General features: G+C 43.6%; 13 protein-coding genes. All 13 read right to left on the reverse strand.

Annotated elements, in window-relative coordinates; genetic code table 11:
- Nucleotides 1-13: 13 nt before the first annotated feature.
- Genes MKY14_RS09570 through fliM form a run of 13 tightly spaced genes read right to left on the reverse strand, consistent with a single transcriptional unit; the run spans nucleotide 14 to nucleotide 13,979 of the window.
- On the reverse strand, nucleotides 14-2,089 hold the full coding sequence (locus tag MKY14_RS09570) for a chemotaxis protein CheA (protein ID WP_248548837.1): 2,076 nt from the start codon (nucleotides 2,087-2,089) through the stop codon (nucleotides 14-16).
- Nucleotides 2,090-2,123: 34 nt separating this feature from the next.
- Nucleotides 2,124-3,455, reverse strand: coding sequence for a protein-glutamate methylesterase/protein-glutamine glutaminase (locus MKY14_RS09575; RefSeq protein WP_076127819.1), 1,332 nt, complete (start codon nucleotides 3,453-3,455; stop codon nucleotides 2,124-2,126).
- A 33-nt stretch (nucleotides 3,456-3,488) separates the two neighbouring features.
- Nucleotides 3,489-4,370, reverse strand: coding sequence for a MinD/ParA family protein (locus tag MKY14_RS09580; RefSeq protein ID WP_076190887.1), 882 nt, complete (start codon nucleotides 4,368-4,370; stop codon nucleotides 3,489-3,491).
- On the reverse strand, nucleotides 4,367-5,752 hold the full coding sequence (gene flhF / locus MKY14_RS09585) for a flagellar biosynthesis protein FlhF (RefSeq protein ID WP_340976373.1): 1,386 nt from the start codon (nucleotides 5,750-5,752) through the stop codon (nucleotides 4,367-4,369). Before flhF ends, MKY14_RS09580 begins: the two co-directional genes overlap by 4 nt.
- Entirely contained in the window at nucleotides 5,749-7,782 is a 2,034-nt protein-coding gene (gene flhA / locus MKY14_RS09590; RefSeq protein ID WP_340976375.1) for a flagellar biosynthesis protein FlhA, read from the reverse strand. Before flhA ends, flhF begins: the two co-directional genes overlap by 4 nt.
- 17 nt (nucleotides 7,783-7,799) lie before the next feature.
- Entirely contained in the window at nucleotides 7,800-8,894 is a 1,095-nt protein-coding gene (gene flhB, locus MKY14_RS09595) for a flagellar biosynthesis protein FlhB (RefSeq protein ID WP_340976376.1), read from the reverse strand.
- Between the two features lie 22 nt (nucleotides 8,895-8,916).
- Nucleotides 8,917-9,702 carry a flagellar biosynthetic protein FliR gene (gene fliR / locus MKY14_RS09600; protein WP_340976377.1) on the reverse strand — a complete coding sequence of 262 codons (786 nt, stop codon included), beginning with the start codon at nucleotides 9,700-9,702 and terminating at the stop codon, nucleotides 8,917-8,919.
- 9 nt (nucleotides 9,703-9,711) lie between these two features.
- Nucleotides 9,712-9,981 carry a flagellar biosynthesis protein FliQ gene (fliQ, locus tag MKY14_RS09605; RefSeq protein WP_340976378.1) on the reverse strand — a complete coding sequence of 90 codons (270 nt, stop codon included), beginning with the start codon at nucleotides 9,979-9,981 and terminating at the stop codon, nucleotides 9,712-9,714.
- Nucleotides 9,982-10,002: 21 nt separating this feature from the next.
- Nucleotides 10,003-10,764, reverse strand: a complete 762-nt coding sequence (gene fliP / locus MKY14_RS09610) for a flagellar type III secretion system pore protein FliP (RefSeq protein WP_340976379.1) — start codon at nucleotides 10,762-10,764, stop codon at nucleotides 10,003-10,005.
- Nucleotides 10,761-11,285, reverse strand: a complete 525-nt coding sequence (locus MKY14_RS09615) for a flagellar biosynthetic protein FliO (protein ID WP_076127813.1) — start codon at nucleotides 11,283-11,285, stop codon at nucleotides 10,761-10,763. The genes fliP and MKY14_RS09615 overlap by 4 nt, the downstream gene beginning before the upstream one ends.
- 9 nt (nucleotides 11,286-11,294) lie before the next feature.
- Nucleotides 11,295-11,660 carry a response regulator gene (locus MKY14_RS09620; RefSeq protein WP_076127811.1) on the reverse strand — a complete coding sequence of 122 codons (366 nt, stop codon included), beginning with the start codon at nucleotides 11,658-11,660 and terminating at the stop codon, nucleotides 11,295-11,297.
- A gap of 26 nt (nucleotides 11,661-11,686) precedes the next feature.
- Complete coding sequence (gene fliY, locus MKY14_RS09625) at nucleotides 11,687-12,991, reverse strand: flagellar motor switch phosphatase FliY (protein WP_076182668.1); 1,305 nt, start codon at nucleotides 12,989-12,991, stop codon at nucleotides 11,687-11,689.
- Nucleotides 12,981-13,979, reverse strand: a complete 999-nt coding sequence (gene fliM / locus MKY14_RS09630) for a flagellar motor switch protein FliM (RefSeq protein WP_036688529.1) — start codon at nucleotides 13,977-13,979, stop codon at nucleotides 12,981-12,983. Before fliM ends, fliY begins: the two co-directional genes overlap by 11 nt.
- Nucleotides 13,980-14,009 lie beyond the last annotated feature (30 nt).

Below are 14,009 nucleotides of genomic sequence, written 5' to 3' on the forward strand. Positions count from 1 at the left end.
TGTTCTATCCTAGTTATTTAATAAAAGCGTTCGGATCAATAATAAGTGCTACTTGACCATCACCAAGAATGGTTGCGCCAGATATTCCTTGTACATCAGGCAAATATTTACCCAGATTCTTAATCACAACCTCGTTCTGGCCAATAAAATCCTGTACTGCTAAGGCAACTAATCTTTCTCCCTTGCGCACCACTACGATTTCTGTTTCTTCTTCGGTACTCTCATCATAATCTGGTACTGAAAAGAGACGACTTAGCGAAACCAGAGGAATATGCGAATCACGGAATTCTACCATTTTATTGCCATGGATTGTACGGATCTGAGATTGCTTCACGATTCCGGTTTCCACTATAGAGGTCAAAGGAATGGCATACTTCTCGGAACCTAATCGGATAAGCATTGCAGCAATGATTGATAGAGTTAAAGGCAGCTGCACTGAGAAATTTGTTCCTTTACCTGGAGCAGAATAAATCGTTACATTGCCGCCTAAAGAAGAAATCTTAGATTTCACTACATCCAGCCCTACCCCGCGGCCTGAAACATCAGAAATGACCTCTGCTGTACTGAAGCCTGGGGCAAATAACAACTGAAAAGCTTCATCGTCTGACATATTGGCTGCCTGCTCTTGTGTTATAACACCCTTCTTCACAGCAGATTTCAGAACCTTCTCCGGATAAATCCCTGTTCCATCTTCCTCGATCTCAATGAAGACGTGATTACCACTGTGGAAAGCCCGCAAATAGACCGTTCCGGTCTCCGGCTTACCAGCAGCAACACGATCCGCAATGGATTCAATACCATGGTCAACTGCATTACGCAATAAATGCACCAGCGGATCCCCGATTTCGTCAATGACCGTTCGGTCTAGCTCAGTTTCTGCTCCTGTGATGATAAGATCTACTTTTTTGTCTAGTGACTTGGCAAGATCACGAATCATACGTGGGAATCGGTTAAATACTGTATCTACTGGAACCATCCGCAGCTTCATTACAATATTCTGGAGATCTCCGCTTACCCGGCCCATATGCTCAACCGTTTCTGTAAGATCACCATTTTGAACCTCAGAAGCCAGCTGTTCCAATCGGACACGGTCGATAAGAAGTTCACTGAATAAATTCATCAACACGTCCAAACGTTCAATATCTACACGAATGGTACGTGATGGTGCCCCACCTGTTTTATGAGCTGCCGGTTTGTTGCCCTCTTCTTTGGTTGGCAGGGGTTTAGCGGCAGAAGCCGCAGGTGCAGCTGCTGCTGGAGCCTCAGTAGTCGTGGCAGCCACTTCAGAGGCTGCTGCTGCTGTTTCTTGACCCAGCTGTTGCAGAGAGTCTTGATCCAATGCTACTGCCGATACCTTATCAATCTCAGACAGATTTAGTATCATAGCCTGAATTTGATCAGCACTTTTTTGAGTTATGTAATAGAGAGAGAAGCTTTGATCAAATTTCTCTTGTTCAATATCCTGAACGGATGGGAAGGATTTAACCACTTCACCTGAACGCTCCAAAAGATCAAACACCATATATGCACGTACTGCCTTAAGCTGACAATCCTTGCGAATGGTTACGTCCACATATAATACTTGATGTCCTTCTTGAATCGACTGTTCTAGAACAGAAAATTGAAACTCATCTAAATGAATCGGGGTTTCAACCGCTTGTGCAGCAGGTCCTGAGACAGAAGCTGCCTCACCACCCGCAACAGGAATCTCTCCCCGGACTATAGCCTGTAAGGAGGAGACGATAGACGAAACATCCGCTTTACCCTCGCCTCCTCCCGTAATATCCTCAACCATAGACTCCAAGGCATCCAAACTTTTGAACAACGTATCAAAAATGAAATCCTGCATGCGCAGTTTGTTGTTGCGTACCAAATCAAGAACATTTTCCATTTGGTGTGTGAGTGAAGCCAAATCTTCAAAGCCCATAGTTGCTGCCATACCTTTTAAGGTATGCGCAGAGCGGAATATTACCTGTACAATACTAATGTCCTCAGGATTCGCTTCCAGCCCCATCATGCTCTCGTTCAATGACTGCAGATGATCGTTCGACTCATCAATAAACATGGATAAATATTGGTTCATGTCCATCAGTGAGCACCTCCCCTTTGAGTTCGCTTTTCTGTTATTTAACAGCTTGCACCAGCCTTGGAGCAATTTCTTGCAAAGGCAGTACGTGCTGGACGCACTGTAATTCCACCGCAGATCGCGGCATTCCATATACGACACAAGTTTCTTCGCTTTCAGCAAAGGTTGAGGTTACCCCAGAGTCGTATAAGGATTTCATCATTCTTGCCCCATCACTACCCATCCCTGTCATTAGTAACAAATGACGTTCTAACGATGTGAGCGGCAGCAATGATTCAAATAAAACATCCACAGAAGGTCGATGGCCATTACGTGCCTCCTCCTTTGTGAGTACAACCGCATATTGCCCTCTAGAGGATGGGACAACTTGTAAATGATAGCCTCCAGGTGCTATATAAGCAGTTCCTTTTTGCAATATCATCCCCTGCTCAGCTTCAATCACTTCTAGCGGGCTGAAGGTATTCAGTCGCTGGGCTAGTGATTTGGTAAAGTTAGGCGGCATATGCTGCACAATAACAATAGGCGCTGGAAAATCTGCAGGAATCTTCTCCAGAAATACCTTTAGAGCACGTGGTCCACCTGTAGAGCACCCCACGGCAACCAACTTTTGCAGATCATTACTCCCATACTTCCGGACCTGAGGATTTGCAGGAGCGTCAGAAGACACTTCCACTTTAGGTTTAGGCAACGGTTTTGGTGGGGTAGCGTTATTCTCTACTCTTGACCTTGCATTACTCTTTTCTGATAAAGGTGGTGGAGTAGAGATTAATGGTTTTGCTGCTCTTTTAGGAACAGTATGATCTAACGGTTGCTTCACCCGCGGTTTTTTGGTCACTTCATTTTTGAGTGAAGCTTTAGGTTCTACCTTGGGTTTGCCGGGCATCACTCTCGGTACAGTTGGCGGTGCGACTTCTACTGGCGGTATGTCTGGCAACTTAAATGCAGAAGCACGTGCTTCGCGCTGCTCCCGGGCCATCATAGCCTCTTTCATTTGTTCCCTTAAGGATTCTCCCACTCCCATGATATCCTGAGAGTTGGTAATCGAAGGTTTACGAATAAAGTCAAAAGCGCCCCATTCCAGTGCAAGAATGGTTTCCTTCATGCCCTCTTCATTGATCCCTGACAGCATAATCACTGGCAGAGGGTCTGAGGCCATTATTATTTTCAGCGCTTCCAGGCCGTTCATTTCTGGCATTTCTACATCCATAGTAACCAGATCTGGACGAAGCTCATTGATTTTTTCGATAGCCTCACGACCGTTTTTTGCTGTTGCCGTCACCTGAAAGTCAGCGTCATTTTCAATTAAATCGGAAATGATCTTGCGCATAAATGCCGAATCATCAACAACCAATACTTTATATGGCTTCATATCATTTCCACCTCTGTCCCAAATTCAGAACAACTATTTACTTCGCTTTAACCATTTATGGATAAAGCCTTTAATCCCTTGGACTTTTGTGGTCTTTTTAGAATCAATGGTCAAATAACTTAGGGCAAGCCGATGTATATCCTTTGCAGCAATACTGTTTGGAAAAGCCAATGTGAAAGGCGTTTGCCTTTTGACAGCCTGCACTACATGGGCATCTGAGCTTATATGACCAAGATAAGAAATATCTAATTGCAAAAAACGACTGGCGGCCATTCGGATCTTGTCGCTTGTCGATATAGCTTCCCTTTCATCACCTGCCTGGTTCACAATCAATTTAAAGGAAGTCTCAGGATAGGTACGATTCACAACCTTCATTAATGCGTATGCATCTGTGATAGCTGTTGGTTCTGGTGTAGTAACGACTAAGCAATCGTCGGCAGAAGTTATAAACTTCATCGTTTCCTTAGATAATCCAGCACCTGTATCGAACAAAATATAATCCATGCTGTCCGCGATAAGTGCTATCTGATTTGTGAAATAATCAAGATCAGACTCTGAAAGAGTAAATAGCTCATCCATTCCAGAGCCACCAGCTATAAAAGGGAGCGAATTCGGACCGTATTGAATAATCTGCTCGATATCCGCTTCTCTTTTTAACAAATGATAAAGATTATATCTCGCCGATACGCCCATCAACACATCTATATTAGCCATGCCGATATCTGCATCGAACAGCAAAACCCGTTTGCCCATAGCCTTTAAAGTTAGAGCGAAGTTAAGTGTAAAATTCGACTTACCAACGCCCCCTTTACCACTACACACCGTAATGATCCTGGCGGATGATCCCCCTCTTACAGCTACTTTAGAATCCTGACTGGATACAAGCTGTCTTAAGGATTGTGCCTGATCCATCATGTTTCACCTGTTCCAAGAAGCAACTCACTAAGCTGTCCTTTGGTAGCCATAAGCAGATCATCAGGTACATTTTGACCATCAGTCATATAAGACAAGGTAAGTGGGAAGTCATTCAGGACATTAAAGAGCGGGCCGTAACTCCCCGTCTCATCCAGCTTTGTGAAAATAACCTTATCCAGTCTATATCTGCCGAAATGCTCTGCAATAAGTTTCATATCACGGCTTTTGGAGGTCAGGCTAAGCACAAGATAGGTTTCACTTCTCAATTCCTTCGCAAGCAAGCTTTGCAGTTCTGCTACTAGCATATCATTGCGATAATTTCGGCCAGCTGTATCCATTAATACTAGATCACAACTCTCCAAGCGAAAGAGTGCTCTTTGCAAATCTCCTGGCGATTGGACAACCTCCAGTGGAACATTGAGGATAGCAGCATAGGTTCGCAACTGTTCAACAGCTGAGATTCTATACGTATCGGAGGTGATAAAACCTACCTTGCGTCCGTGCTTAAATAGCTGTTCTGCCGCAAGCTTAGCTATGGTTGTGGTCTTTCCAACTCCAGTGGGTCCGGCAATATATACAATTTGAGTATCCTGGGCAATTCCATCAGCAATTCGTCCCGTCAGGAAACCATCAATCTGTTCTTTAAGAGATCCCATAAATTTCTCTGGTCCCCAAGTACGCCCTTCATCTACCCAACGTTCCGAGATGTTACTGATCCATTCCTCAACAAGCACAGCATCCATTTCTTGCTCTAATAAAAGATCCCGTAGCTCCTGCAGACTGTCTGGAAGTTCTCTTCCACCTGAGGATTGTCTGGCAATTCGCTCCATCCAGAGCTTCATATCTCTAATCTCACGAAGAACATCATTTTCGAGAGCAGTGGCAACCTCTGGCGATTGTTCTAATCCTAATGATTCATACAACGCTGATACAGAAGGTGCATCTTCCAGATTTAATTCAGGAAGTTTTTGCTCAGGTACTGGCTCCGGATGCTTGGCTATCGATTCTTGTACATTGATAGCTTCCGATAAGGCTGCGGCAATCTCAGCAAACGTCCGTGACTCTTCTGGCTTTTCTAATGAAACAGAAGGTACGGTAGGTATAGAAGGTGTAGTGGAAGCAGATGACGCTTTTTGATAAGCCTGTGGTACTGCACTCCGTGGAATGTTCATCGCTGGCGCAGCCGGCTTTTTTGGAACATTATTCTTCTCTGCCTTTTCTACTGCTGCTACAACTTCTATTTTTTTCTTCTTAAATAACCCTAAAAATCCGCCGATTTTGATTTCCTTTGTACTTAAAATGACGGCCTCGCTCCCAAGCTCGTTGCGAATGGAAAGCATGGCGTCAGGCATCGAATCGACCACGTAACGCTTCACTCTCATAAATTCACCACTCCGACGCTTTGTATTTCAATGTTAGGCTCTAGCTCGCTATAAGACAGTACAGGAATGTCCTGCATCGTTCGTTCAATCACCTGCCGCAAATACATACGAATGGTTGGTGATGTGAGCACTATTGGCTGTTGCCCTGTCTGCAGCAATCGATTGATCTGTTCACTTAACCGCTGATAGATCGTTTGTGTCGAAGTTGGATCTAGGGCCAAATAACTTCCCTGTTCAGATTGCTGCACACTCTCAGAAATTTTCTTTTCAAGATTAGGTCCAACCGTGATAACTTTCAGTGTCTCTCCTACTTGTGAGAATTGCTGAGTAATCTGTCTGGACAAGGACTGACGAACATATTCAGTGAGAATATCCGGATCCTTGGTGTATGTCCCATAATCCGCCAATGTTTCAAAAATCGTAACCAAATCTCTGATCGATATCTTTTCACGAAGCAGCTTAGCAAGCACCTTCTGCACATCCCCAATCGCCAATACAGAAGGAATAAGATCGTCGACGAGCACTGGATAATTATCCCTAAGGTTGTCCACCAGCATCTTAGTTTCCTGTCTTCCTATCAGCTCATGTCCATGACGTTTGATTAACTCCGTCAGATGTGTTGCGACAACAGATGGAGGGTCTACTACAGTATAGCCGGACAATTCAGCCCGCTCTTTAACCGATTCATCAATCCATAATGCTGGAAGCCCAAAGGATGGTTCGATGGTCTCAATACCATTTATAGATTCATCATCATATCCTGGACTCATTGCAAGGTAATGATTAAGTAATAATTCACCACCGCCGACTGTATTTCCTTTAATTTTTATGACATATTCATTCGGTTTTAGTTGAATATTGTCGCGAATGCGAATAACAGGTACTACAAGACCCATTTCTAGGGCACATTGCCGTCGAATCATGATGATACGATCTAACAGATCGCCTCCCTGACCTGTATCCGCCAAAGGAATAAGACCATAACCAAACTCGAATTCAATGGGATCAACCGACAGCAAATTAATGACACTTTCCGGACTTCGTACCTCTTCAATCTGCTTCTCTTCAACAAGTTGCTCTTCGGCAATCTGTTTCTTATTTAAATTTTGTCCCATACGGTAGGCTGCAAAAGCCAGCAATCCGGCCAATGGGAGCGTTGTAATCATATGTATGGGTGTAAAGAGTCCAAGAAACGCTACCGTAACTGCGACAATATACAACAATTTCGGATAGGACAACAACTGTCCTGTCAAATCTTCTGCCAGATTACCTTCCGAAGAAGCTCTAGTAACAATTAAGCCGGCTGCTGTCGAAATCAGCAAAGCTGGAATTTGGCTGACGAGACCGTCCCCGATTGTCAATACAGAATACGTGGATAACGCAGTAGCAAAGTCCATCCCATGAACCATCATACCGATGATAAATCCACCGATGAGATTGATCAGCAAGATGATAATACTCGCAATCGCGTCTCCTTTTACGAATTTACTCGCACCGTCCATGGATCCGAAAAAATCCGCTTCGCGCTCTACATTACGACGACGCTCACGTGCCTGGGTTTCGTTAATCATGCCTGCGTTAAGATCAGCATCAATACTCATTTGCTTACCGGGCATTGCATCCAAGGTAAATCTAGCGCCTACCTCAGCAACACGCTCTGAACCTTTGGTAATAACAATAAACTGTACTACTACCAAAATTAGAAACACGATAAATCCAACCGCAATCTGTCCACCAGCGATCCAACTACCGAAAGTAGAAACCACTGAACCGGCATCTCCGTAAGTCAGGATCAGTTTTGTAGTCGAGATATTAAGTGACAGACGAAACAGTGTGGTTACTAGGAGCAGTGAAGGAAAAATTGAAAATTCGAGCGCATTTTTCGTATTCATAGCAACCAAAATGATAATTAATGCGATTGAGATATTAATAACAAGCAAAACGTCCAATAGCCAGGACGGGATAGGCAGAATCATCATAAGCACGATCCCGATGATACCTAGCAAAACTGTTAAATCTTTAGCTTTCAATGTCCTAACCCCCCGCCTTATCTCCTCTTACCTTTAAGCTTATATACATATGCCAGCACCTCAGCCACAGCCTGGAACAGATCATTTGGAATGACATCTCCGATCTCTGCCCTTTGGAATAATGCCCGTGCCAGCGGTTTGTTTTCCATAGTCATGACGCCGTGCTCTTTAGCCAGCTCCCGGATGCGAAGTGCTACATAATCCTGCCCTTTCGCTATAATCTGCGGTGCTTCCATCTTGGTACCGTCATATTTAAGCGCAACAGCAAAGTGCGTAGGATTCGTAATGATTACATCCGCATTTGGAACTTCCTGCATCATACGCTGCATGGCCATTCTACGTTGGCGTTCCCTGATCTTACCTTTGATTAGAGGGTCACCCTCCATTTTTTTGTATTCATCCTTGATATCCTGCTTGGACATCTTCAGACTTTTTTCATGCTCGTACTTCTGATACATGTAGTCTAAAAAAGCCATTGCCAATAGGGCCGCCCCAATTTTCAAACCAAGATTCATTGTCAGCTTGGAAGCAAATTTAAAAATTCCCTCCGCACTGATATGCGACAAGGATGCAAAGTTCTTCTTTTCTCCCCATAAAGTGCTATATACCAGATAAGCGATAATTAGAAGCTTAAATATGGATTTCAGGAACTCGACAAACGAACGCATGGAGAAAATATTTTTGAACCCTTTTATCGGATTAAGCTTGCTGAATTTAGGGGTGATACCCTCTCCCGTGGTCATAAAGCCCACCTGTGCCAAATTGCTTACCAGCGCCATAACAAAAACTATTCCAAATAATGGAGCTAGCAAAATCAGTATCTGTAGTCCATATTGATTAAATAGCAGTGTTATATTCTCAGGAGTAACCTCCAGTGTCATTTGATTCTGAAATACGTCCATATACAGCTTCATTAAGCGCTCTTTCATAAATCCAGCAAACATCATCAAGCTTACTACTGCTGATAACAATACAACTGCACCGGATAGCTCAGAACTTTTGGCTACTTGACCCTTTTTACGAGCATCTTGCCGTTTCTTCGGGGTTGCTTTTTCCGTTTTTTCACCGGCGAATTGTTGAAGATCCAGTCTATACCGCTTCGTCTTAGGCATAATACGCTCCCCTTACGGTCACCTACGGACTCTTCCCCATGAGACTCAATAAATTCTCCATGGATTCGAACATGATATCGAAGAGATTCTGAAACAGCACAGCCAGACCAGGCATCAGCACTAAAAGAAGTGCAAGACCTATTATGATTTTGAGCGGAACCCCAATAACAAATACATTATATTGCGGAGCCGTTCTCGCCAAGAAAGCAAGGCCAACATCAGTCAGAAACAGCGCAGTTACTAAAGGAGCCGACATTTGAAAAGCGAGTACAAAGGACTGAGCAAATGTTCGAACCAGAAACTCTGACAAACTACCGTCAATCATGCCTAGAAATAAATCGTTATTCATAGGAACCCATTTATAACTGTACACAATAGCATCTAGCAGATGGTGATGACCATTCATGCTTAGAAACATTAGCAGGGCTATCATATATTTGAAATTACCAAGAATTGGTGCAGACGTTCCAGTCATAGGATCGATAACATTAGCAATACCGAAGCCAATCTGAATATCAATAAATGAACCTGCTGTCTGAATCGCCATAAACAACAAATATCCAACGAAACCTAGTAATAATCCTATTAATATCTCTCTGGCAATCAGCAAAATATAACTGAAATCCTGGGGGATCGTTAGCGCTGTTCCATTAGCACTAAAGACAACCAATGCTACAAAAAATGAAATGCCAATCTTAAAGGTTGTCGGGACCCCTTGTGAAGAAAATACAGGAACGACAACAAAAAAAGCGGTTATTCGACAAAAAATAAGCAAAAAGACGGGTAAACTTTGCAGTAAGGTCTCCATGCTCATTGTTTAACCAATATACATATAGAGATTACCCAAAATTTGGCTTGTAAAGTCAACCAGCTTCGTGATGATCCACGGACCAAATATTAATAAAGCCAATAGCACTGCGACGATTTTGGGAACAAACGCTAGCGTCTGTTCCTGAATCTGTGTCGTAGCCTGAAAAATACTGATTATTAGCCCTACCACCAGACCAAGAATCAGCATGGGTGCGCTGACTTCCAGCACTAAATATACGACTTGGCTTGCCAGACCAATTATAAACTCCGTACTCATCCCTCATGCCTCCTCTTTAGGTCAGGTGTTAAAACTAAGAAGTAGTGATTTAATGACTAAGTACCAGCCGTCTACCAGTACGAAGAGCATTATTTTAAAAGGTAATGAAATCATAACCGGGGGAAGCATCATCATTCCCATGGCCATCAGCGTGCTCGCCACAACAATATCAATAATCAGAAATGGTATGAAAATTAAGAAGCCCATTGTAAAAGCTTTTTTCAGTTCACCTATCGCAAAAGCTGGCACCATCACCGTCAGTGGAATATCACTGTATGTAGCCGGTTTAGTAGATCCGGTATAACCGGTGTATTTCATAAATAACAGAAGATCTTTGGTATTCGTCTGTTTAAACATAAATTCTTTCATCGGATCAGCAGCTTTATCAAAAGCCTCCGTCTGGGTGATTGTCCCCTTCATATACGGCTGCAACGCGTTTTCATTCACTGTGGCCAGCGTTGGTGACATAATGAACAGGGTCAGAAACAGAGCAAGTCCTACCAGCACCTGGTTCGGAGGCATAGACTGAGTACCCAGCGAGGTTCTCACAAAACCTAATACGATTACAATTCTAGTAAAGCTAGTCATAAGAACCAGAAACGCCGGAGCAATACTCAGAACCGTAACAAGAAGAAGAATTGATATGGAACTGGTACCACTGCTTGAACCTTCATTACCGACCTGAATATTAACATTAGGTATAGGATCAGCATGTATCGGCGTCATCATAACCACACTGATAATACCGAACAGCAGAATAGCAAGAATTAGCTTCTTTTTCATATATTCCTCGACTCATCCTTAGTAACATCATCCCGAAGCAGCTCTTCCATTTTCTCTTTACGCTCTGGTGCAGAACGAAGCTTGGATTGCAGAGTCTCGTAAAAAGATGATGTTTCACTAAGTTCAATTTCCTGAGATGGAACCTCCCCACGCAGCTTTACCTTTACCTTGGCAATAAGCGGTGCGAGGAAATTATTCTGGTTAGAGGACTGATCCTCAAATGCCGCAATGATCAATGCTACCTCATCCGGATCGGTGACTTTATCCAAAATGGATATATTCTCACCAATCCCGATTAAGTAAAGACTGCTTCCCAGTTCGATAACCTGCATCGACTTATTAGGTCCAAGCCCAATTGCACCAAGCGTTCTTATGGAACGGTTGCTCATAAAGGTCTGATTACGTCGTCCAAGAAAACGAATTAGTACCACTATAAGTACAATGATTATCGCCAGGACAATAATAACTTTAAACAAATTCAGCAGGGTGTTACTGCTTCCGAACGCTTCGGAATATAACATGACTTTATCCTACGCGCCCAACGTTTTGTTAATAGCTTCGATAACCCGGTCAGCTTGGAAAGGCTTCACAATAAAGTCTTTAGCTCCTGCTTGGATTGCATCGATAACCATAGCCTGCTGGCCCATGGCTGAACACATAATAACCTTTGCAGCCGGATCTACTTTTTTGATTTCTTTCAGGGCGGCGATTCCGTCCATCTCAGGCATAGTAATATCCATCGTGATGAGGTCCGGACGCAGTTCCTTGAATTTTTCTATCGCTTGAGAACCGTCCTGAGCTTCGCCCACTACTTCAAATCCGTTTTTCGACAAAATGTCACGGATCATCATTCTCATAAATGCTGCATCGTCCACGATTAGAATTCGGTTAGCCATTTTTACAAAATCCTCCCTAAGTATGCTTATTGTAATTTCTGAATTCGGTCCCACTGGCTGACGATATCCGTAACGCGTACGCCAAAGTTTTCGTCGATAACAACGACTTCACCTTTGGCAATAAGCTTGTTGTTAACCAAAATATCTACAGGCTCACCTGCGAGCTTGTCCAGCTCAATAATTGAGCCTTGTGACATTTCTAAAATATCTTTGATCTGCTTCTGGGTCCTTCCTAATTCTACGGTTACTCTAAGCGGTATGTCCATCAATAAATTTAAATTATTTTCATCAATATGACCAAAGGCCCCACCATTCAGATTTGCAAATTGCACAGGCTGTACATTTACATTGCGATTTGCCTCAGAATTAAGCGGTGGTGTCTGTCCATATGGCATCCCTTGCGGTGGCATACCGTATGGTGGCATCCCAGGCATTCCGTATGCTGGCATACCCGCTGGAGGATAATAATACCCGCCTTCTGGCATCCCTGGATACGGTGGCATACCCTGCGGTGGATATGGTGGTTGCGTTCCTCCTGCAGGCTGTGAGGGCGCCTGTTGCACCGGAGGTGCTGGAGGTGGTGTCTCAGCAGAATTAGTCACGGCAGGTGTTTCAGCCATTGTGACCGCTGCCTCCTCCTCTGCAGGACTAACATCACCAAGAAGCATGGATACCATATCTTTTGCGAACTGAACAGGCAAGAGCTGCATAATAGTAGAATCTATCAAATCACCAATTTTAAGCCGGAACGAAATACGAATTAGGGTCTCATCGTCTGGCAGACTGCCTACTCCTTCTCCGCTGGACATATTTAAAATGTCGATACCCGGAGGTGAGATATTAACAAACCGATTAAAAATCGTAGACATCGATGTAGCAGAAGAACCCATCATTTGATTCATAGCTTCTTGCACAGCGCTAATATGAATTTCATTCAACTCTTCATCCTTAGGTTCGCCAGCACCGCCAAGCATCAGATCGGCAATAACCTGCGCATCCCTAATCTTAATAACAAGTGAGTTAATCCCTTGAAACCCATCCACATATTGAACGTGAACAGCTACATGCGGTTTAGGAAAAGCGATTTCAAACTCCCCGCGTGTAATGATCGAAACTTGAGGGGTTGTAATATCTACTTTTTTCCCTAGTAAAGTGGAAAGTGCTGTTGCTGCACTGCCAAACGTTATATTACCAATTTCGCCCAAAGCATCCTGTTCAAACGGTGTTAGATAGTCATCTACCGTTTTCTCCGTAGGAGCTAATGAGCCCTCCGCAGATTGTCTCAGAAGGGCGTCGATTTCTTCTTGGGATAAATAATCTTTACTCGTCAAATTCTTCAACTCCTTCATTGACAATTTCGTCTATTTGCACGGCTACCCGATCTTTAACCATTCCGGGACTTCCGATGAACTTAAGCTTCTCCCCTACCTTAATCGACAGTCCAGAATCTACGTTTCTATTGAGAGAAATCACGTCACCGACGCTAAGCCCTAGGAATTCAGATATGGATAAGCTCGATTCTCCAAGTTCAGCAACAATCGGCAGCTTCGCTTTATGAACTCTAGCTCTAATGGCCAGAAGCTCATCTTCATCCCGCGTCTTCTTCTCTGTCACAAACCATTGGTGAACAGAAAGTCTGGACATGATAGGCTCTAGAACGACATGCGGTATACAAAGATTGATCATGCCTGTTGTGTCTCCAATTTTGGTACTTAGAGAGATTAATGCAATGGTCTCATTGGGCGATACAATCTGCATGAACTGCGGGTTCGTCTCAAGAGCTTCCATCCGCGGATGAATATCCAGCACCGTTTTCCAAGCCTCCTGCAGACTCTCAAAACATCTACTAAAGATGCGCTCCATAATCGTTGTTTCGATCTCAGTTAGAGCATTAATCTTAGAAGGTGCAGTTCCAAAGCCTCCAAGCAACCTGTCCAGCATAGCAAAAGCAATGTTAGGATGAACTTCCATTACCATGCGGCCCTCTAAAGGTTCTGCTTCAAAAATGTTCAATATCGTCATTTTCGGTATGGAGCGAATAAATTCATCATAAGGGAGCTGCTCTACTTGAACGACATTAATCTGAACGAAGGTGCGCAATTGGGCTGAAAAATACGTTGTAAGATAACGGGCGAAATTGTCATGTATCCGTGTAAGACTGCGGATATGATCTTTGGAAAAGCGGACAGCCCGTTTAAAGTCATAAGAGCGGATTTTCTTCTGAGTTTCTTCCTTTTTAAGTTCATCGGCGTCCATCTCACCTGAAGAAAGTGCAGCAAGTAGAGCATCAATTTCGTTTTGTGATAGTACATCAACCAATTCAATCACCCCCCCATCAAAGAATTATCA

This window comes from Paenibacillus sp. FSL R5-0887 (assembly GCF_038002305.1).
GTDB classification, from domain to species: Bacteria; Bacillota; Bacilli; order Paenibacillales; family Paenibacillaceae; genus Paenibacillus_AQ; species Paenibacillus_AQ odorifer.